General features: G+C 61.9%; 21 protein-coding genes. 8 read left to right on the forward strand and 13 right to left on the reverse strand.

Translation table 11 applies throughout. The features are described 5' to 3' along the window. Window positions 1-19 precede the first annotated feature (19 nt). Window positions 20-871 (forward strand): helix-turn-helix transcriptional regulator, encoded by an 852-nt coding sequence (locus tag PspS04_RS13810; RefSeq protein ID WP_159995934.1) that lies wholly within the window; start codon window positions 20-22, stop codon window positions 869-871. A gap of 9 nt (window positions 872-880) precedes the next feature. Here PspS04_RS13810 and PspS04_RS13815 read toward each other — a convergent pair whose 3' ends face one another. Both PspS04_RS13815 and PspS04_RS13820 read right to left on the reverse strand, forming a co-directional pair. After that, on the reverse strand, window positions 881-1,252 hold the full coding sequence (locus tag PspS04_RS13815) for a hypothetical protein (RefSeq protein ID WP_159995936.1): 372 nt from the start codon (window positions 1,250-1,252) through the stop codon (window positions 881-883). Between the two features lie 4 nt (window positions 1,253-1,256). After that, the gene (locus PspS04_RS13820; RefSeq protein WP_159995938.1) at window positions 1,257-2,771 is read right to left on the reverse strand and encodes a tetratricopeptide repeat protein; all 1,515 of its coding nucleotides are present in this window, start codon (window positions 2,769-2,771) and stop codon (window positions 1,257-1,259) included. A gap of 295 nt (window positions 2,772-3,066) precedes the next feature. Between PspS04_RS13820 and PspS04_RS13825 the strand changes: the two genes are divergently transcribed. Beyond that, complete coding sequence (locus PspS04_RS13825) at window positions 3,067-3,339, forward strand: CopG family ribbon-helix-helix protein (protein ID WP_095170298.1); 273 nt, start codon at window positions 3,067-3,069, stop codon at window positions 3,337-3,339. Next, on the forward strand, window positions 3,339-3,614 hold the full coding sequence (locus PspS04_RS13830; RefSeq protein ID WP_159995940.1) for a type II toxin-antitoxin system RelE/ParE family toxin: 276 nt from the start codon (window positions 3,339-3,341) through the stop codon (window positions 3,612-3,614). The genes PspS04_RS13825 and PspS04_RS13830 overlap by 1 nt, the downstream gene beginning before the upstream one ends. Window positions 3,615-3,708: 94 nt before the next feature. Here the strand turns inward: PspS04_RS13830 and phnX are convergent, their stop codons facing one another. From phnX to PspS04_RS13865, 7 genes are all read right to left on the reverse strand, one after another. Further along, complete coding sequence (phnX, locus tag PspS04_RS13835) at window positions 3,709-4,536, reverse strand: phosphonoacetaldehyde hydrolase (protein ID WP_159995942.1); 828 nt, start codon at window positions 4,534-4,536, stop codon at window positions 3,709-3,711. Window positions 4,537-4,618: 82 nt separating this feature from the next. Next, entirely contained in the window at window positions 4,619-5,491 is an 873-nt protein-coding gene (locus tag PspS04_RS13840; RefSeq protein WP_095170278.1) for a LysR substrate-binding domain-containing protein, read from the reverse strand. A gap of 40 nt (window positions 5,492-5,531) precedes the next feature. Beyond that, complete coding sequence (locus tag PspS04_RS13845; protein ID WP_095170279.1) at window positions 5,532-6,827, reverse strand: MFS transporter; 1,296 nt, start codon at window positions 6,825-6,827, stop codon at window positions 5,532-5,534. Window positions 6,828-6,954: 127 nt separating this feature from the next. Further along, a complete protein-coding gene (gene psrA / locus PspS04_RS13850; RefSeq protein WP_159995944.1) occupies window positions 6,955-8,046 on the reverse strand; it encodes an iron-containing alcohol dehydrogenase PsrA in 1,092 nt (363 codons plus the stop codon). A 135-nt stretch (window positions 8,047-8,181) separates the two neighbouring features. After that, window positions 8,182-9,000, reverse strand: coding sequence for a phosphonate ABC transporter, permease protein PhnE (phnE, locus tag PspS04_RS13855; protein WP_159998822.1), 819 nt, complete (start codon window positions 8,998-9,000; stop codon window positions 8,182-8,184). A 2-nt stretch (window positions 9,001-9,002) separates the two neighbouring features. Beyond that, on the reverse strand, window positions 9,003-9,800 hold the full coding sequence (phnC, locus tag PspS04_RS13860) for a phosphonate ABC transporter ATP-binding protein (protein ID WP_159995946.1): 798 nt from the start codon (window positions 9,798-9,800) through the stop codon (window positions 9,003-9,005). Beyond that, entirely contained in the window at window positions 9,797-10,663 is an 867-nt protein-coding gene (locus tag PspS04_RS13865) for a phosphate/phosphite/phosphonate ABC transporter substrate-binding protein (RefSeq protein WP_159995948.1), read from the reverse strand. Before PspS04_RS13865 ends, phnC begins: the two co-directional genes overlap by 4 nt. 109 nt (window positions 10,664-10,772) lie before the next feature. On the opposite strand from PspS04_RS13865, the gene PspS04_RS13870 reads away from it, so the two are divergent. Further along, entirely contained in the window at window positions 10,773-11,648 is an 876-nt protein-coding gene (locus tag PspS04_RS13870; protein WP_159995950.1) for a LysR substrate-binding domain-containing protein, read from the forward strand. 25 nt (window positions 11,649-11,673) lie between these two features. On the opposite strand, the gene PspS04_RS13875 is transcribed toward PspS04_RS13870, so the two are convergent. After that, on the reverse strand, window positions 11,674-12,630 hold the full coding sequence (locus tag PspS04_RS13875) for a site-specific integrase (RefSeq protein ID WP_159995952.1): 957 nt from the start codon (window positions 12,628-12,630) through the stop codon (window positions 11,674-11,676). Between the two features lie 248 nt (window positions 12,631-12,878). Between PspS04_RS13875 and PspS04_RS13880 the strand changes: the two genes are divergently transcribed. Further along, window positions 12,879-13,046 (forward strand): hypothetical protein, encoded by a 168-nt coding sequence (locus PspS04_RS13880; RefSeq protein WP_159995954.1) that lies wholly within the window; start codon window positions 12,879-12,881, stop codon window positions 13,044-13,046. Window positions 13,047-13,065: 19 nt separating this feature from the next. On the opposite strand, the gene PspS04_RS13885 is transcribed toward PspS04_RS13880, so the two are convergent. From PspS04_RS13885 to pdxR, 3 genes are all read right to left on the reverse strand, one after another. Continuing rightward, complete coding sequence (locus PspS04_RS13885; protein WP_159995956.1) at window positions 13,066-14,331, reverse strand: MFS transporter; 1,266 nt, start codon at window positions 14,329-14,331, stop codon at window positions 13,066-13,068. A 38-nt stretch (window positions 14,332-14,369) separates the two neighbouring features. Next, window positions 14,370-15,440 (reverse strand): sugar phosphate isomerase/epimerase family protein, encoded by a 1,071-nt coding sequence (locus tag PspS04_RS13890; RefSeq protein ID WP_159995958.1) that lies wholly within the window; start codon window positions 15,438-15,440, stop codon window positions 14,370-14,372. A 112-nt stretch (window positions 15,441-15,552) separates the two neighbouring features. Continuing rightward, window positions 15,553-17,061, reverse strand: a complete 1,509-nt coding sequence (gene pdxR, locus PspS04_RS13895; RefSeq protein ID WP_159995960.1) for a MocR-like pyridoxine biosynthesis transcription factor PdxR — start codon at window positions 17,059-17,061, stop codon at window positions 15,553-15,555. A 237-nt stretch (window positions 17,062-17,298) separates the two neighbouring features. Here pdxR and PspS04_RS13900 point away from each other — a divergent pair, with 237 nt between their 5' ends. From PspS04_RS13900 to PspS04_RS13910, 3 genes are all read left to right on the forward strand, one after another. Further along, window positions 17,299-18,279 (forward strand): quinone oxidoreductase family protein, encoded by a 981-nt coding sequence (locus PspS04_RS13900; RefSeq protein WP_095170289.1) that lies wholly within the window; start codon window positions 17,299-17,301, stop codon window positions 18,277-18,279. Window positions 18,280-18,293: 14 nt separating this feature from the next. Continuing rightward, on the forward strand, window positions 18,294-19,142 hold the full coding sequence (locus PspS04_RS13905; protein WP_095170290.1) for a TauD/TfdA dioxygenase family protein: 849 nt from the start codon (window positions 18,294-18,296) through the stop codon (window positions 19,140-19,142). 86 nt (window positions 19,143-19,228) lie between these two features. After that, window positions 19,229-20,281 (forward strand): 3-keto-5-aminohexanoate cleavage protein, encoded by a 1,053-nt coding sequence (locus PspS04_RS13910; protein ID WP_095170291.1) that lies wholly within the window; start codon window positions 19,229-19,231, stop codon window positions 20,279-20,281. The last annotated feature ends 37 nt before the right edge of the window (window positions 20,282-20,318 follow it).

A 20,318-nucleotide genomic window follows, 5' to 3' on the forward strand; every position in this document is an offset into this window, starting at 1 on the left:
ACCGGCTAGACTGCGCGGCATGAGCAAAGCCCAGGACCACACACTGATCGCCATGCCCTGGCGTGCCCTGCATCAATGGCACGCCGGGCTGGCGCACGCCTTTACCCGGATCGATACGGCGGATGCGTTGCGCTGCCTGGCGCAGGCCTTGGGACACCTGGTGTCGGTGGAATCGGTGATGATCAGCCTGGAGCGCAAGGACCAGCCACCCCAATCCTTGTACCTGCAAGGCATTCCCGAGCAGTACCGGGAGTCGGTGATCGAACGCTATTTCTCCGGCGGTTACCTGCTCGACCCGTTCTGCCTGGCGGTGGAGCAGGGCCTGGCGGAAGGCTTCTATCACCTGGAAGAAATCGCCCCGGACGACTTTTTCGACAGCGACTACTACAAGGCCTACTACCTCAAGGGCGGTTGTTCGGAAGACAGTTATTTCATTGTCGATGTCGGCAATCAGAGCAAGGTGTCCCTGAGCCTGTTCCAGGGCTTTGGCGGCCAGGCCTTGAGCACCGGGCAACTGGACCTGCTGCGCGCAGTCGAGCCTATGGTCCGCCAGTTCATCCGCCAGTTTGCCCAGTGCAACCGGCTGATCACCCAACAGGAGGCGGTAGCTGCACCTGCGACGGTCGATCTCAAACCGAGTATCCAGCACGCCTTCGAGCATTTCGGTTGTGAGGTGCTGACCGAGCGTGAGCGTGAAGTGGCGCACATGGTGCTGCGCGGCCACTCGGTCAAGTCGACGGCCAACGAACTGCGGATCGCCGCAGAAACCGTGCGCATGCACCGCAAGAACCTGTACCTGAAGTTGGCGATCAACTCCCAGTCCGAGTTGTTTGCGCTGTTCATCGAGTGGCTGCGCCAAGACCGCATCTGACCAGGTGGTTTAACTTTTAATCAGTACTCTGACTTCACCGTGCTTATCCACGACGCCGGTTATTTTTTTGGTTAGCGTGTAGCTACCACCATCGTCATTGCTGTTTTTATCATCGAGCTCAACGGTGATTTGTTCTCCCGGCGCGTAGCCCTCTGTTTTTATAAGAAGCCCTGATACATCTCCACTGGGCAGGTTTTGGATTTCGGCAGAAAAATCGCTGTTCATCCACTGCGCTGAAATGATTTTTTTAGCATCCGTGTCAGGTGCTGTTTTCACCGTTTCAGCGGTGGCCGGGATCAGGTCGGGATAAATGACACTGCTACAGCCTGCTGTTAGCACGCTGAGTAAGAAAATCATTGTGGGCCACTGCAATGTGTTCATTTTTCTACGCTGGCCTCACAGGGGCATCGGTCATGCGGACCAAGGTATCGATTATCTTGCGCATGTTTTCAAACACCTCATCCTGGGCGTCAGCAGCGGCTTTGAATTTCCCAGGTTCGGGAAATTTCCCCCCAAGTGAGTGTGGCGCGGCCCAGCTCTGTATTGCCCGGTACTCGGAACCGATGCTGAAATAGAAATAGAGTTGGTAGAAGAGCCAACCGCGATCGTTGGGGTAACGCTGTGCGAACTTGGCCATTTGTCGTTGCGCCTCGATGTAGGAGGCCAGGGTTTTTTCGTCCAACCCTCGGTCATCGTAAAACCTGGCCATAGTTTCGTGGCTGGCGACCAAGTCCATCTGCCACTGCGCATTGCTCGGCTCCACTTGAATCAGCCGGGTTCGTATTGCCAAGGCTTGGGCATAATGAGCCAGCACTTCTGCCTCTAGTTTTGCGCCTGGCCCATTGTTGTCGTTTTTAATCGCTGCAAAATCCATGTGCGCCACTGCAAGTTCGCGTTGCCATTGGTTGTTGCCAGGGTCCAAGGCAGCCAAATCCTGGTACAAGCCAAATTGATCGGTCACGGCGTCACGTGCTGCTGCCCATTTCCCCCGCATTACCAGGGCTTCGCCGATCTTGCCGAAGGTCACTGCCAACTCGCGGACGAACAGTGGATTGGTTTCATTGCTCCTGAGCACTTTTATACGTATTGCCAAGGCCTCATGGTATTCAGCGGGCAAGGTGCCGGTCATTGAATTCACCCGGTCCGCAATTTCCTCGTAGGTTGCCGCGAGATCGCGTTGCAACTGCTGGTTACCAGGCGCTGACTTTGCCAGGCGCAGCAGAATATCCAGGGCCGGCTGATAGTAGGCCCTGACTTCTTCGACCCCCATATGGCCCGGGTTGGTTCTTGTGTAGTTCACCGCGAGTGCTTGTTGCCACTTGCTGTTGTTGGGCTGCAAGGCGACCAGTTGTTGGTAAACGATACGGGCCCTGGTGAAGTAACGTCGGGCAGCGTCACGGTAGCTCCAGAGTATTTGCTCCGAGTCTGCTGCCGCGCCAGGTTCCAGGCGTTGCACCTTGGGCATGAGCTTACTGGTGTATGGGTGGGCCTTCAGGTTGTTCCGGGCCAGCTCCAGAGCGGCCCGGTAACCGGCGTTGTAAGGGAATGGTTGCCTCGCCCTCAGGGTTTGCAGGTCACCCATGCGATCCAGCGCCACGGCCAGCGCATACTGTGCATCGGTATCACGCGGATGTTGTTCGGCGTAGGTGGATGCCGCAATCACCTGCGTATTAGCGCGCTGCAATTCGGTGTTTGTCTGAAAAACCTGTTCATCCCCAAGATTGCTCGGTTGAGCGCTGGCAAACGCTGCCGTCGTCAACAAGCCAAGTAGCATTGTTGCCATGAAAAGAGACTGCTGCCATTTGCGCAAAGCGCAGGCTGATTGACCAATAGGCAGGCGAAATGGGCCTTCTAGTGCGGGCAAAAGATACGGGTTATTCGCTTTTGTCTTGAAATTCATCTTGATGCTTCCGTGCAAATAACTCGCAATCCTATGGGTCACACTAAATTAGCTCATTTCCCACGCACATTGGGGAAGGGGCAGCCCAACCTGATCTCAAGGCTTGACGATTCGAGGTTATTAACTATGATTAATCTTTGATCGCAATGATGCATTACGATTCATGATGTGGCCCGGCACGACAAAGGCGAGGACAAGCAATTGATGACTCGCTTCAACCAGGCATGACGCTGCGCCGCGCCACTGGCGGCCAAGTGCCCAAAAAATAGCATTTCGCTGCATTGGAGTAATGATCATGGTTACTACCGCCAAGACCCGATCCGTCACGGCTCATGTCCCTGTGCAACTGGCTGAGAAGGTCGATTTGATGGCTGAGCGCCTTGAGCGCTCCAAGAACTGGATCGTCAAACAGGCCCTTTCTGCCTGGATTGACCAAGAAGAAGAACGCAGTCGCCTGACCCGAGAGGCCTTGGCTGATGTGGACGCCGGCCGGGTAATTGACCACCAGGCTGTCCAGGCTTGGGCCGACAGCCTGAGTACAGAATCCCCGCTGCCAGTGCCGCGCTGATGGAGTTGAAGTGGACCAGCAAGGGGCTTTCCGACATTGCCCGGCTGTATGAGTTTCTGGCCGCGGTGAACCAGCCCGCCGCCGCGCATACGATTCAACAGCTCACGGCTGCTCCTCGTACGTTGCTGACAAATCCACGCATTGGCGAACGGCTTGAAGAGTTCCAGCCACGGGATGTGCGCCGAATTATTATCGGCCACTACGAGATGCGGTACGAGATTCAGGGTTCCACCCTCTATCTGCTACGCCTGTGGCACACACGCGAGGATCGATAATGCGTGGATCGGACACATAAAAAACACCGATGGGGTGACAGCGTACCGGGGCAACCCGCCACCCGATACGCTGCAAGTTGAGGGTTTGCGTGGCTCACGCGCCTTGCGGCGTTTCACCCCGTGCCAGGCGGGCGTTGATCTGCTCGATCACTGCCGGCAACTCGGCAATGGTGTCGATCAGATAGTGCGGGCGGGCGCCTTCGAAGGTTTGGCTGATGCGGGCGTGTGCTTCGGCCAGTTGCTCGGGGCTCAGTGCCTGGAACTGTTCGTAGGTCAAGCCCAGGGCGTTGCCGGAGCAGGTCAGGGCGACTGTCCACATGCCGGCGCTGCGGCCTTCGAGGATACCCGGCCAGGTGTCGTCGACCTTGACGCATGCGGCGACGTCGCTGATTCCCAGGGCGATCACGTTAGCCAGGGCCTGTGCCGGATACGGACGGCCGTTGGGCACTTCGTCGGTGGCTACCACATGATCGGCGACGTAGCCGTTGGCCCGGGCCAGCTCTACCACCTTGGCCATCACCACCGCCGGATAGCCGGAGCAGGATCCGATTTTCAGACCCTGCTCGCGGAGCGCGGCGATGGCCTCCAGGGCGCCTGGGATCAGGGCTGAGTGCAGGGCGATTTTGTCGATCTGCAGCGGCATAAACCGTTCATAGAGTGCAGTGACGTCTGCATCGGTCGGCAGGCGGTCGAACACGGCACGGTAACGTTCGGCAATCTGCGGTTGATTGCACAGCGTGCGGATGTGGTCCCACTTGCCCATGCCCATCGGGCCACGGGCCTCTTCCAGGGACACGGCAACGCCGAACTCGGCAAAGGCTTCGACGAAAATCTGCGTGGGGGCAAAGGAGCCGAAGTCGACGACGGTGCCGGCCCAGTCCAGGACCACGGCTTGCAGGTGGCGCGGTTGTTGATAGTGCATGGTAGATCTCCAGTGTGTGGGTAGGGGGCGGCCGTCCTTCGTGCAAGGAAGTAGGGCGCAAAGGTCAATGGGTACGGTGTTGTCAGGTGGTCGGTATCGGGCTTGAGTCGAACAGCTCGGCGATCATTGGCCGGTTGCGGCGGATGCCCAGGCAGCACAGGTGGTAATCGATGGCGAACGGGTGATCGACGAAGGTGATGGGTTTGGTGCCCGGGGTCTGGGCGTACTCGACAGCCGAGACAAAACCAATGCCGATGCCCTTGGCGATGGCGTGGACAATGGCTTCGCGGCTGTTCAATTGCATCACGCAGTTGAGTTCGACGTTCAACCGCGTGCAGCTTTCCTCCACCAGTTGCCGGGTCCGCGAACTCTTCTCGCGCAGCACCCATTTCTCGGCACTGATCTGCTCGACATGCACCTGTTCTTGCTGTGCCCAGGGATGGTCGTCACGGACCACCGCGATGATCGGGTAGCGCCGGTACAGCTGGGTGTCGAAGCGCTGGTCGAACTCGGACAGGGCGAGGATCGCCACGTCGATGTCGAAGTTGAACAGTCGCGCCAGGGTCTCCTTTTCCGGGCTGAATGAGGTTTCCAGCTCGATGTCCGGATGCTGCTGCATCAGTTCATAGGTCAGGTTCATCGCGATAGGCGGCGAAACCGCCCCCAGGCGCAACATGCCAGTCTTGCGTTGCTTGAAACTGTGCAGCAGCTGCACGGCTTCGTCCTCCTGGCCGAACAGGCCCTGGGTAATCCCGTAGAGCTGGTGCCCGGCCGAACTCATGTCGATAAAGCGACCACGGCGGTGGAACAGTTCCACCGAGAACTTCTTCTCCAGGGCGTTGACCTGCTCGCTGACCGTTGGCTGGCCGATGCACAGGTATTCGGCCGCCAGGGTGAAGCTGCCGGTTTTGGCCACGGCGTGAAAGGAACGGAGCCACTTGTGGTACTGGTACATGAGTGCGCCTGCCTGTGAGTCGAAACGGGGTGCCGAGCCATCAACGCCTGATGAACAGCGCGACCAGCGCACTGCACAGGCAGGCCGAGGTCACCACGATGAAGATCAGCGAGGTATTGCCGGTACTGTCGAGCATACTGCCGATCAGGGGTTCCGCCAGGCCAGCGAACAGATAGGAGGAGAAGTTCATCACCCCAGTGGCCGTGCCCGCCCGCTTGGCGCCGACCAGATCCGGGCACAGCGCCCAGAAGCTGGAGGCCGGGCCATAGACGAAGAACCCGCAGAGGAACAGCGCCACCAGGCCGATCATGCTGTGGGGCGGCAGGCTCCACATCCACAGGCTGGTCGCCGCGCCGAGGAACATGTAGAGCATGATCGCCAGGTAACGCTTGGAGCCGAACAGCTTGTCCGACACCCAGCCATTGGTCAGCGCGCCGATCGCCATGCCCACGGGCAGGGCCACGGTGATCCACTTCGGATCCACCAGGCTGTCGCCACTTTTCCAGTCGGCACCGAGAAAATGCACCGGCACCCAGACGATCAGGCCGTAGCGGGCGGCGTTCTGGAAGCCCAGGGATACCGCGGCGATGATCAGCCGGGCATTTTTCAGGACTGCCTTGTAGCGCTGCGCGGAAGTTTCGACCTCGCCTTGCGCCACCTCATGCTGTTTGTCGGCGGCATTGGCCACACCGGTGTCGGCCAGCGGTTCGAAGCCCAGGTCTTGCGGGCGTTCACGGGCAATCAGGTAGAACAGGATACCGCCGGCCAGCATCAGCAACACCGGCAGACGGAAGATCCAGCGCCACTCCAGTTGCAGCACCTCCAGCACCACGATCGAGGTCACGTAGGACAGCACCGAGGCGCACCCGGCGGCAAACACATAAAAGCCGTAGACCTTGCCGCGCTCGCCGGCGCTCCACCAGTTGGAGATCAGCCGGCTGCCCGGCGCCCAGCCCAATGCCTGGAAGTAACCGTTGATGCCCCAGGGCAGGATCAGGCTGGCAAACCCGGCAGAGAAGCTGGTCACCCAGTTGGCGCCGCAGGACAGCACGGCGCCCAGGGTCATGATCCGCCGGCCACCGAACTTGTCGGCAAGGTTGCCATTGATGGCCTGGCCGATGGCGTAGGCCCAGAGCATGGCGGCCGACACCCAGCCCAGGGTTTCCTTGCTCAGGCCAAACTCGGCCTGGATCCCTGGAATGGCAAAACCGAAGGTTTGCCGGCCGGTGTAGAAAAACAGGTAACAGAACATCGCCGCCAGCAACATGCGCCACTGGGCGACGCGGAACGAGGCCGTGTGGGTAGCGATACCAGGCAGGGTTTGGGCACGATTCATGATCTTTTCCTTATTATTGTTCGCCCCTCGAGCCATCGCCCGAGGGTGACACCGATTTACCGGTGCCGCAGGAAATCGCCGCGGCCGGTGGCGCCGCAGGCAGTGCGTGTTGAGGTAAAAGCTGGATCTAGGCCGCTTGGCAACCGATGAAGTTCTTGCCGCGCGCGCCCTGCAGGGCGAACTGGATGATGGCCTCGGCGTCCTGGGCGGTGACGCCGTAGTCGGCAAACTCGGTCTTCACGCCCACGCTGTGCAACAGGTCGCGCAACTGGGCCTGGGCCTTGGCCAAGTCGGTGCCGAAAACCCGTTGCAGGGTCTGGTCGCGCTCCTGGTCGTGACCCCAGGCCAGGCCCAGCACCAGGGGCAGGGTGAAGGAGCAGGCGATGCCATGGGACAGGCCGTGGCGCAGGGTCATTTCATAGGAAATGGAGTGGGCCAGTGCGGTCTTGGTGTTGGAGAACGCCATGCCCGCCTTGAGGGCGGCCAGGGCCATGCGCGAGCGCAGTTCCTGGCTGGACAGGTCGCGCAGCAACCGAGGCAGGCATTCGAGGATGTCCTCGATGGCCGCCACGGCGAAGGTGTCGGAAATCGGGTTGGCGTTGACGTTCCAGATTGCCTCCAGGGCATGGGACAAGGCGTCCAGGCCGGTGGAGACGGTGACGCTGGCTGGCACCGTCAACATCAGTTGCGGGTCGATGATCGCCACTTTGGGCCAGGTGCAGTCCAGGTGCAGCGAGTATTTCTTCAGGCTGGCGCTGTCCCAGATGGTCGCCCAGGGCGTGACTTCGCTGCCGGTGCCGGCGGTGGTAGGTGCGGCAATCAGCAATTTGCTGCGGGCCGGGACAAAGGGCTTGCCGGTTGCCAGCAGGGTCAGCAACTCGTCGAAGCTCCCCGATTCGGTACCGACAATCAGCGCCTTGGCGGTGTCGATGGCGCTGCCTCCGCCCACGGCGATGACCATGGCGCAGTCGCCGGCTTCGGCCCAGAAGCGTTCATAGGTGTCGCGCAGGTGCGCCACGTCGGGATTGGGCTGCACGTCTTCGATCACGTAGACCAGGCGATCACCCAGCAGCTCTTCGATCCGCGCCACCAGGCCCAGCCCGCGCGCTTCGGGGAATGTCACCAGGGCGACCTTGTGCTGTTCGGTAATCGCGGCCAACTGTTGCAGGCTGCCCCAGCCGAAACGAGTGTCTACCGGGTTGTGGAATCGGGCGGTCATCAGGGAGTTCCTTATTGTTGTTGGCGAAGTGGCCCCATACTCAGGGGCACTCGCCAACAGCTCAAATCGATAAATCGCAGGTTTGAATCGGCTGGACCGATAACAGCCGGCAGCCGAAGGTGCGGCTAGCGCGGTTTAATGGTTGGAACCGCGCTGGATCGCATTGCGCAGCCTGCCGGACACCGCGTCGGCGATGACCACCATCAAGGTGATGACGATGATGCAGGTGGCGGTTTGTTCGTACTTGAACAGCTTCAGGCTGCTTACCAGCTCGAACCCCAGGCCGCCGGCGCCGACCATGCCGAGCACGGTGGCCGAGCGCAGGTTGACTTCGAAGCGGTAGAGGATCACCGCGATCCAGGCGGTAATCACCTGCGGCAGGACGCCAAACACAATCACCTGCAACGGCCGTGCCCCGGTGGCCTGCAGGGCCTCGATGGGGCCCTGGTCGATTTCCTCGATGCTTTCGGCGAAGAACTTGCCGAGCATGCCCATGCCATGCAGCGCCAACGCCAGCACACCGGGAAAGGGCCCCAAACCCACCGCCGAGACAAAGATCAGGGCGAGGATCAGTTCGTTGATGCTGCGGGTGACGTTGAGAAACTGTCGCGTGGCGTGGAATACCAGGCGGTTGCGACTGAGGTTGCGCGCCGCCAGGAACGACAACGGAATCGCCAGCAGCACGCCGAGCAGGGTGCCCCAGATCGCGATCTGCAGGGTTTCGATGGCCGGTGCCAGCAAACGCGGGAGAATGCTCAGGTCGGGTGGCATGGTGCGGGCGAGGAAGTCGCCGATTTGCGGCAGGCCGCCGGCCAGTTCCGCAACGCTGAGCTGCGCGCCCTCGGCACTCCAATGCAGGGTCAGCACCACCGCCAGCACCAGCGCCGCGGTAGTCAGCCAGCTCCGCGCGCTGCGCGGCCGGTCGACGGTCCACAGGTAGTTGTTCGGTTGCATGCTCAAGCCCTCGATTCGCTGCACGGCACCAGCGCCAGCGCGCTGGTCGTCGGTGGCACTTCAAGTGCTGGTTCCTGGCCAGGGTAGATGCGTTGCAGGTCAGCCTCGCCCATGCTCGCCGGGTGGCCGTCGAACACCAGGCGGCCGTGGGCCAGGCCGACAATCCGGTCGCCAAACTCACGGGCGTAGTCGACCTGGTGCAGGTTGCACAGCACGGTGATCCCCAGTTCCCGCGATGCATCGCGCAGGTACTGCAACACCAGGCGTGCGGTCTTGGGGTCGAGGCTGGCCACCGGTTCGTCCGCCAGGATCACCTGGGGACACTGGGCCAGGGCGCGGGCGATGCCGACCCGTTGCATCTGCCCGCCGGAGAGAGCGTCGGTGCGTTCGTTGGCCTTGTGCTCCAGCTCCACCCGTTGCAGGCATTGCCTGGCCAGGGCGACATCCGCCCGGCGGAACAGCTGCAGCACCGAGCTGAAGGTGGACACGGCGCCCAGGCGTCCGGTCAGGACATTCTTCAGCACGCTCAGGCGCGGCACCACGTTGTGGTGCTGGAAGATCATCGCCACCTGGCGGCGCAGCGTCCGCGGATCGCGGCAGGAGCGGGCATCGATGCCGGCCACCTGCAGGGTGCCGGAGTCGGCCTGGACCAGGCGGTTGATGCAGCGCAGCAAGGTCGATTTGCCGGCGCCGGATTGCCCCAGGATCACCACGAACTCGCCTTGGCCGACGTCCAGGTCGATACCGCGCAGCACCGGGTTGCTCCCGTAGTGCTTGGTCAATTGGCGGATGCTGATCATTTCATGCTCCGCAAATCCAGATCGAGCACCTTGGCGGTGTCGCGAACCACGTCGTAGGCGGCGTCGCTGGTGGGCTGGAAGCCGTCGAGCACGCCCTGGTCACCCCACGGCACATCCTTGATCGAGGCCAGGGCACTGGCGACCTTCTGTTGCAGGGCCGGGTCCAGGTCCTTGCGCCAGACCATCGGCGACTCGGGAATCGGCCGCGAACTCCAGACCACCTGGAATTCGTCCTGCTTGACCAGGCCCTTGCTCACCGCGCTGGCAAAAATCCGGTCGGCTACCGCAGCGGCATCCACCTTGTGGTTTTCCACGGCGAGGATGCTGGCATCGTGGGAGCCGGAGAAAATCACCCGGGAAAACAGCTGCGCCGGGACGAACCCGGCTTGCTCCAGGCCGGCCTTGGGGAACAGGTGGCCGGACGCCGAGCTGGGGTCGACAAAGGCGAAGGTACGGCCCTTGAGGTCGGCCAGCTCGCGGATGCCGCTGTCCTTGCGCGCGACAATCACGCTCTTGTAGGCGCTTTGCCCGGTTTTGCGGGTGACGGCGACCGCGAAGGCTTCGACCTCGGCCACCGAGGTGGCGAGGACGTAGGAGAATGGCCCCAGGTACGCGACGTCGAGCTTGCCGGCGCGCAGCGCTTCGATGATGCCGTTGTAGTCGGTCGCGACAAAGGGCACCACCGGCATGCCCAACCGGGTTTGCAGGGTATCGAGCACCTGTTTGCTGGCTTCGATCATCGCCTGCGAGTCTTCGGAGGGGATCAGGCCAATGGTCAGTTGGTCTTTGGCACTGGCCAGGCCGGCGGCGGTCAGGGCGAGGGCGATGCTGGCAACACGCAGGAATGAGCGAAGAGGTTTCATGGCAATCCAGGGAGTGGTTTGGAGTTGCCTCAGGCTAGAAGTGTCACGTGACAGTCATTCGATCAATTCAATATGGCTTCAGGCAGTTAACTATTGATGGAGTCTATGGATGTCCAGCGCAAAGATGCGAGCGTTCCTCGCCGTGGCCCGTCACGGCAGTTTCAGTGCCGGGGCACGGGCGATCGGCCTCAGCCAGCCGACCCTGACCACCCAGGTGCAAGCCATGGAACGACAATACAACCTGGAGTTGTTTCACCGCCGTGGGCGGCGCATCGAGTTGTCGGATGTCGGCCGGCAACTGCTGCCGATCGCCCAGGCGATGGCGGCCCTGGACCTGGACGCGCACAACCTGCTGCGCGATTCCGGCCGGCTCGACAGCGGCGAGTTGCGGTTGGGGGCGGTGGGGCCGTTTCATGTGATCGAGATGGTCGACCACTATCTGCAGCGTCATCCACGGATCGATGTGTCGATCCGGGTCGGCAACTCGGCAGAGGTCCTGGCCGATCTCGAACGCTACGTGACCGACATCGCGGTGCTGGCCGGGCGGCACGACGATCCGGCGCTGTGTGCCGTGCATTACGCGCGCCACGCGATCATCCTGTTCGCCCACCATGCCCATCCCCTGGCTGCTCGCGGCTCGGTGCGTCTCGAAGAACTGGAGGGCCAGGCGCTGCTGCAACGCGAGCCCGGTTCCACCACCCGCGCGGTCCTCGACGCGGCGCTGCTGGCCGCGGGCGTGGTGCCGCGAATCGCCATGGAGATCGGCAGCCGTGAAGCCCTGCGCGAAGCCGTGGTCCGCGGAATTGGCCTGGGGGCGGTGTCCGAAGCCGAATTCATTGCCGACCCACGGATCCGCGCGATCCGCCTGGAAGGCGATCCGCTGTACACCGAGACGTACCTCTATTGCCTGGCGGAGCGACGCTCCAGCCGGCTGTTTTCATCGTTCTTCGAAGTCCTGCTGGCGGGGCAGGCCCAGGCTTCTTGAGCGTTAGGCCGGGCAGGGCGGCGGATCATTCTAGGGCGCGCGGAGTGATGCCCGGCACCAGTGGCTTTTCCGCTAAGCCACCAAAGCTGTGGGAAGCGTCGACATAACGCATCGCCGACTTGACGTCTTTCCAGCCGACATAGCTCATCAGTGACTTGATATCCCAGCCATTGGCGGTCGCCCAGGTGGCAAAGCCGCGGCGCAGGGAGTGGCTGGTGTACAGCTCGGCGGGCACCCCGGCTCGGCGAAACAGGCGGCGCAGCAAGGGGATCAGGCTGTTGGCGTGCAAACCGTCCGGCGCCAGGTTGCCCCAGCGGTCCAGGCGCCGGAACACCGGCCCATAGGCAATGCCGGCGGCCGTGATCCAATTGCCATAGGCCTGCACCGGGCAGAGCTTTTTCAGGGCCGGGGTCTGGAAGCGGGTCCCCAGGTGCTGGCGATCGCCTTTACTGTGGGGCAGGTAGAAGCTGATCCCGACCCCCGCTTGCAGCTCGGTGTGTTCAACTCGCAGGCGAGACAGCTCATCGCCGCGAAAGCCACGCCAGAATCCGATCAGCACCAACGCGGCATCCCGCCGACAGCGCAGCACGGTGGGCCAGTCGTACTGCTGGGCGGCCAGCGTTGCCTGGTGTTCCAGCCAGTCGATGGCCTGCTCCAGGTGTTGCAGCAACAGGGGCGCCGCCTGCTTCTCCTGCGCCGGATGCAAGGTGCGGATGCCCTTGATCATCTGCCGCACCGTCGGCGTCTTGGTCGGGTCGGGAAATCCCTGGGTGATGTGCCATTGGGCGAGGGCGGCCAGGCGTTGCTTCAAGGTGCTGATCGCCAGTTGATCGGCGTAGTCGGCCAGGTAGCGCACGATGCTGTCGCCCGTCGCCGGCAAGAACCCGCCCCAGGTCACTTCGAAGTGCTCCACCGCGGCACGGTAACTGCGCCGGGTGTTCTCCCGGGTACCGGCCTTGAGGTAGCGATCGACCTTGTTCATTCACAGCTCTCCGGACGCAAACGTATTGCTGCGGCATCCAACAACAGGATTTTTGCCTATTAGATTCGATAACGCTCAATTATTCCATCTTATAAACAGCGTTTTCAGCAGTGTGGAATTTCGTATAACCAGTATGTAAATACATGGTACGTACCACACGCACAAAAGCCCGCTGCAAATGCCCTGGCTCCGCAGGAGTTGCAGATTGAGCGCCATCCGAAGTTGATTGGGGATTTGCGGGTGTCGCGTTGCGCATTGCTGGCGCTGAAGCGGTACGCCAAGGCCTGGCCGTACAATTCGGTCAGGCCTTGGGCCGCGAAGGAGGGGAGCACGAATGGCGGATCGTCAGTGCTGACGTTGCCGAAGGCACCCGTGCCATGCTGGAGCGACGGGTGCCGATGTTTGCCGGTGAATGAAGAGCAGTAACCCGCAGGTTCAGGCGGGCGCGACGTCAGCCCCGGCGGTGGCTCGGGCGTTCTTGCGCACGGCCTGGTACAGCAGGCTGGAGACCAGGAAGCCAACAATGGCCAGCAGGCTCATCAGGCTGAACACATAGTTGTAGCCTTGCTCGCCCGGGAAGTGGTCGAGGATCGAGCCGTAGATGACGTAGGCGAACATGCCCGGTGCATAACCGATCAGGCAGCCGATGCCAAAGGCCGAGCCGGTGATGTGCTGGGGAATGCCGACTTCGCCCATGGGCGCCCAGAACACCCCACGCATGGAAAACACGATCAGCGCAAAAGACAGGGTGGCGGCCATGCCGGCGTAGATGTAACTCGGGCTTTTTGGAATCAGCATGATCACGCCCATCAACGGCAACAGCGCCAGGAAAGCCCATTTCAGGTAGCGGCTGGTGCTCTTGAACTGCTTGTCGGCAATGAAGCCACCGGCAGGTCCGCCAAGGATTTTCAGGCAGTACTGGTTGATGATGCCGTAGGCACCGACCAGCGCCACCGGCAGTTGGTACATGTCCTTGAGGTAGGGAATGAAGTAGGTCAGGCCGCAGTACACGATATAGACCATGAACACGTTGAGGCTGACCAGCCAGATCCCCGGGACCTTGATGGCTTCCAACAGGTTCGACAGGCCGTTTTTTGCCTGCACGGTGGTCGACGTGGTGCCGCCCTTGAGCAGGAACCAGGTCAGTGTCCCGGCCAGGATGTCGATCACCGAGTAGAACAGGATCGCCGATTTCAGCCCCGTTTCACCCGAACCCATGGCGACGAAGACCCCCAGCGCAGAAAAAGCCACCAGGGTATCGACCACGCCTCGGCCACCTTCCAGCAGCCCGAACAGGCGTCCTTGTTCCTTGTCGTCGCCCAGGTTGCGGATGGCCTTGAGCAGTGACGGCCAGAACAGGCAGTCGGCGCACACCGCCAGCAGGCTGAAGACAATCAACAGGTTGCTGAAGGGCGGGAAGGTCGCGAGGTACAGGCCCAGGCCGCCGGTACCCAGCAAGCCCAGGGGAATCAGCTTGCGCGTGTCGTAACGGTCGGCGAGCATTCCGCCGACCACAAACAGCGCGGTCGCAATGATCGCGTTGGCGCTGAGCAGCAGGCCGATTTCAGTGTGGGTCAAACCCATGAACTCTTGCATGGGGATGTAGAAGGCGTCCTTGAGGTTCGCCAGTTTATAGATGGTGCCGCCACCGAGGATCAGGATCAGGAATCTGAGCCATTTGGCCTTGTCACGAGTTGTCATTGTTATTCTCCAAGCGTCGTCAGTGTGTCGCGTCGGGTTCAAGCGGGTGTGCAGGAGGCCAGGGTCAATTCGGCCAGGGTGCGCAACTCGGCCAGCAGGCCGCGCACGTAAGCGACCTGGTTGTTGGCCCAGCGGTGTTCATCGGCCAGCATGCGTTCCAGCGAGTAACCCGCTGGCAACGGCGTATCACTCATTTCCCGGTAGGCAATGAACGGGTCGGCGGACTCGTTGGTCTGGCGAAACGCCGGGGCTACGTAGTGGTTTTCCTGCTCGAGGATGAAGGCGATCACCTGGGGGCTGGACTCGCCCAGCATCAGCAACTCGAACAGCATGCGGGCACTGGGCAAGTCGTCTTCGTCACTGCCTTGCAGCACGCCGTAATGGCCAAAACCACTGTGCTCAGGGACGATTTGCACGCCCTTGAGGTGGACCTGGCGAATGTGCGGCGCGAGGTTGTGCAGGGCCTGCAGCGGCTGTTCACAGGCATTGATCATGTTGCCGAAGTCGAACAGGGCATGCAGCCGGGGGTGGTTGAGGCGGCTGAGCAACTGGGCGATCTCGGCGCTCTTGAGTTCCTCGTGTTGCTCGAAGTCGAAGTACAGGTCATGGGCATCGGCCTGTTGCGCGAGGTAGCGCAGGTCGTTTTCGATCAGGTCCATGACCTGTGACAGTGAACCTTCGTAGCGTGAGTACACGCGGATGTTGCGCACGCCCAGGGCGCGGGCGATGGCGACCACTTGATCGACATCGGCTTGGCGAGTGCTGCTGATTTCCAGGTGCACTTCCAGGCCCAGGGCCCGGGCCTTGTCTGCAAACGCCTGCAACTGTGGGGCGCTCATCTGGCTCAGGCTGTTGGCCTCGCCGTCCAGCAGGTGCAGGCTCAAGCCCTGCAGCTCGTGGCGATAGGCAAAGTCCAGGAGGTCGGCGGGGGTGACACGGCCGTGGGTGAGGTTGGTCAACAGGGGATAGGCGTGGGCAAACAGGCGCAGTTGGCCCAGGCGGTCGAGCAACTGGCGCGCCAGTTCCGGGGTCAGTGTTGCGGGCGCTTGGGCGGCGCCGGCCTTGTGACTGAGCAAGGCGCTGAAGCGTTGTTGGATCTTATTGTTCATTCGAGTGGTTCCTGGTTCAGACACCGGGTCTACCGGCGCAACCTTTATCGCGCCAGTCAGGAACTCTCGATAGATCCATTATCGGTTAAATCATAAGACCACTTGCCAGGCCTCAGCTTGCCGCGGGCAGGCACCCCATGTCGCGCAGGGCCTGGGCGAGTGCGGCGACTCGCGGCTGCGCCTGGTCCTCGGGGGTGCTGGCGAAGCCGATCAGCAACGCCGGTGGCTGGCGGTGCTCGATGCAGTAGTCGCTCAGGGCATAGGTGTAGATATGGCGCAACGTCAGCTCCCGGGCGATGAGCTGGTCATCCAGCTGCACGGGCAACCAGGCGATCAGGTGCATGCCGGCATCCACGGGCGTGACCTGGAAAAAGCTCCCCAGCTGTTGCTGCAATTGCTCGACCAGCGCCTGCTGGCGGGCCTGGTACAGCGCGCGCATGCGGCGAATGTGGCCGAGAAAGTGGCCCTCGACCATGAAATCGGCAGTCACTGTCTGCAGCAGGGTCGGCGGGCTGCGATCCATGACCGCGCGCAGGGTGCAAAACGGCTCGATCAAGGCCTGGGGCAAAATCACGTAGCCCAGCCGCAGGGAGGGAAACAACACCTTGCTGAACGTGCCGACATAGATCACCCGTGCCCCCTGGTCCATGGCATAGAGCGCGGGCAGGGGGCGGCCGTGGTAGCGAAACTCACTGTCGCAGTCATCTTCGATGATCCAGCTTTGCTGCTCCTCGGCCCAGTCGATGAGTTCCTGGCGCCGCGCGTAGCTCATGGTCACCCCCAGAGGGTGCTGGCGCGAGGGGGTGGTAAACACCAGGCGAGCGTCGGGACAACTGGCCAGGCCGTACTGCACGTCGATGCCCTGGTCGTCGATGGGCAAGGGCACCACGTGGCCACCCTGGGCCTGCAGGGCGATGCGCGCGGCGATATGCCCCGGATCCTCCATCCACACCCGGTCCTGGGGGTTGAGCAGGAGCATGCCCAGCAGGTTGAACGCTTGCTGGGCCCCGGACACGATCACTACCTGCTCGGCAGAACAGTCGATCCCGCGAGCATCGAACACGTAGTGCGCGATCGCCGTGCGCAGGGCCTGTACGCCTTGCAGTTCGCCATAGCCGAGCATCGCCTTGCTCGGTTTGTGCAGGTGGCGGTTCATCAGGCGCTTCCACACAGCCTGGGGAAATGCATCGTAGGCGCTGTGGCTGGGCAGGAAGGAAGTCGGGCTGCCGGGCGCCCAGTCGGCATAGCTGATGCCCTGGAAATGGCTGCTGCGTAAAGACAATACCGAGTGACTGAGGTCAGACAGGCGCGGCGGCTGGGGCAGGGCGTCAGGGGCGTTGGTGCTGCGGTTTTCCCACTCGGTGCCGACGTAGGTGCCCGCCCCGGTGCGCGAGGCCAGGAAACCCTCGGCCAGCAGTTGGTCAAACGCGTTGAGCAGGGTAATGCGCGACAGCCCCAGCTCCTTGCTCAACGTGCGGGTCGACGGCAGCCGCACACCGCCCTGGATCCGGCCGTTGAGGATCTGCTTGCGAATCTGCAAATACAGCTGGCGGTACAGCGGTATGGAGCTGGTGCGGTCCAGCACGATGCCCGACAGCAGCAAGCCAGAGGGGGATTTCATTGCACACTCGTCTACAGGAGGTTGGGGTTGGGCTGAAGTGGCTTGCGGCCAAGGTTACCCATAGGCCTGGGATAAGTCATCCACGGTACCTTGAAGCCGTTGATCCGGCGCGCTCGATTGTCACGAAATGAAAAGCCATTGTCGTCTGATGAGAAGCGGGGCCGCAGGCTGAGTCCTACAGTCCAATCAGCACAATTCGATGCCGCATGCCTATCTTGCAATGGAGAATAAGAAAACATGGCCAAAGCCGTCCGCTTTTACGAACCCGGTGGTCCCGATGTACTTCGCCTTGAAGACGTCGAAGTCGGCGAACCCGGTCCCGGCCAGGTTCGTCTTCGTCATGTGGCGGTCGGCCTGAACTATGCCGACACCTACTTTCGCAATGGCACCTACCCGATCCCAATGCCCAACGGCATGGGCGTGGAAGCTTCCGGGGTGGTCCAGGCCATTGGCGAAGGGGTCAGCAACGTACAGGTTGGCGACCGTGTCACCTACACCGGCTTTCTCAACACCCTGGGGGCCTATAGCACCGAGCGCCTGATCCCGGCCGCGCCGCTGATCAAGCTGCCGGAAACCATCAGCTTCGAAACCGCCGCCGCCATGACCATGCGTGGCCTGACAGCCTCGTACCTGATGCGCCGCATCTATGACTTCAAACCCGGTGACAGTATTCTGCTGCACGCAGCCGCCGGTGGCGTGGGCCTGATCGTTTCGCAATGGGCCAAGCTGCTGGGCCTGACGGTGATCGGCACCGTGTCGACCGAGGCCAAGGCCGAAGTTGCCCGCGCCCACGGTTGCGACCACGTGATCAACTACAGCCACGAAGACGTTGCCCTGCGGGTGCGTGAATTGACCGATGGGGTAGGGGTCAACGTGGTGTTCGACAGCGTTGGCAAAAACACCTTCATGGGCTCCCTCGATTCCCTCAAGCGTCGTGGCCTGCTGGTATGTGTCGGTACCGCTTCCGGTCCGATCCCGCCATTCGACCCAGTGCTGCTGGCGATGAAGGGCTCGTTGTTCATGACCCGCCCGGCGCTGGCGGACTACATCTCGGACCCGGCAGAGAAGGCCGCCCTGGCCGGTGAACTGTTCGAGCTGGTCGGCAGCGGCCAGATCAAGATCGAGATCAACCAGCACTACGCCTTGCAGGACGCCGTCCAGGCCCATCGGGACCTGGAGTCACGCAAGACCACGGGCTCGTCGATTTTCGTCATCTAAGGGAGCCGCCTGCCATGAGAGTCGAACAATTGACCTGCAGCATCGGCGCGGAACTGATCGGCGTCAGCCTCGCCGATGCAGTCCACGACGACGGTCTTTTTGCCGAGATTCGTGCCCAGTTGCTCAAGCACCGGGTGGTGTTCCTGCGTAACCAGGACATCAGCCGCGCCGAGCATGTGGCCTTCGCCCGACGCTTCGGCGAGCTGGAGGATCACCCGGTGGCCGGCAGCGACCCGGATCACCCGGGCCTGGTGCGCATCTACAAGAATCCCGACCAACCGATGGACCGTTACGAAAACGCCTGGCACACCGACGCCACCTGGCGTGAAGCACCGCCCATGGGTTGCGTGTTGCGCTGCGTGGAGTGCCCGCCAGTGGGTGGCGACACGATGTGGGCGAACATGGTGGAGGCCTACGCGCGGCTGCCGGAAGACGTGAAGCTGAAGATTGCCGAGCTGCGCGCACGCCACAGCATCGAAGCCAGCTTCGGCGCCGCCATGCCGATCGAAAAACGCCTGGCGCTCAAGGCCATGTACCCGGATGCCGAGCACCCGGTCGTACGGACCCACCCGGAAACCGCTGAAAAGGTGTTGTTCGTCAACGCCTTCACCACCCATTTGAGCAACTACCACACCCCCGAGCGGGTGCGTTTCGGCCAGGACGCCAACCCGGGCGCCAGCGAACTGCTGCGCTACCTGATCAGCCAGGCCTATATCCCCGAGTACCAGGTGCGCTGGCGCTGGCAGCCCAACAGCATCGCCATCTGGGACAACCGCAGCACCCAGCATTACGCCGTCATGGACTACCCACCGTGCCATCGCAAGATGGAGCGGGCCGGGATCATCGGCGACAAGACCTACTGAAACACCGCAACGGCATTCGCACTCGTACAAGCGCTGCCCGGGCACGATCCCAGGTGCGCGAACAACCATAATAAAAGGAGTAACTCATGCAATTCTTTGACGATTCCCTGCACCCGGAAAACATGGAGAAGGTGGTCATCACCGTGGCCCCTTACGGCCCGGAGTGGATGCCCGAAGACTTCCCGGAAGACATCCCCCTGACCATGGATGAACAGGTGCAAAAGGCGGTCGATTGTTATGAGGCAGGTGCCACGGTCCTGCACCTGCATGTACGCGAGTTGGACGGCAAGGGCTCCAAGCGCCTGTCCAAGTTCAACGAACTGATTGCCGGCGTACGTGAAGCCGTGCCAGACATGATCATCCAGGTCGGCGGCTCGATTTCCTTTGCCCCGGAAAGTGATGGCGAAGCGGCCAAGTGGCTGTCGGACGACACCCGGCACATGCTGGCTGATCTGCAGCCCACGCCAGACCAGGTCACGGTAGCAATCAACACCACCCAGATGAACATCATGGAGCTGCTGTATCCGGAGTATCTGGAGGGCACTTCCCTGGCCAACCCGGGTATCCAGGCTGCGTATAGCGAAATGACCGTGCCGGCCGGCCCGGCCTGGGTCGCCGAGCACTTGCGCCGCCTGACCGCAGCCGGTGTGCAGCCGCACTTCCAACTGACCGGCATGCACGCCCTGGAAACCCTCGAGCGCCTGGTGCGCAAGGGCATCTACATGGGGCCGTTGAACCTGACCTGGATCGGTATCGGCGGCGGCTTCGACGGCCCGAACCCGTTCAACTTCTTCAACTTCATCCACCGCGCGCCGAACGGTTGCACCCTGACCTCCGAATCGCTGCTCAAGAACGTCATGCCGTTCAACACCATGTCGATGGCCATGGGCATGCACCCGCGCGTGGGCAATGAAGACACTATCATTGATCACAAGGGCGATCGGTTCAGCTCGGTTGCGCAGATCCAGCAAACCGTGCGCATCGCTCATGAACTGGGTCGCGAGATCGCCAGCGGCAAAGAAGCCCGTGAGATCTACCGAATCGGTGTGCAGTACCAGAGTATCGAAGAAACCCTGTTGGCCAATGGTATGGCCCCCAACCGCAAGGTGGGCGAGAAAGGTGTGCCGCAACGCGGCTGATCGCTGACGCGGGGGAAGTTCAAGGCTTCCCCCGCAC

The sequence above is a fragment of the Pseudomonas sp. S04 genome, assembly GCF_009834545.1.
Taxonomy (GTDB): domain Bacteria; phylum Pseudomonadota; class Gammaproteobacteria; order Pseudomonadales; family Pseudomonadaceae; genus Aquipseudomonas.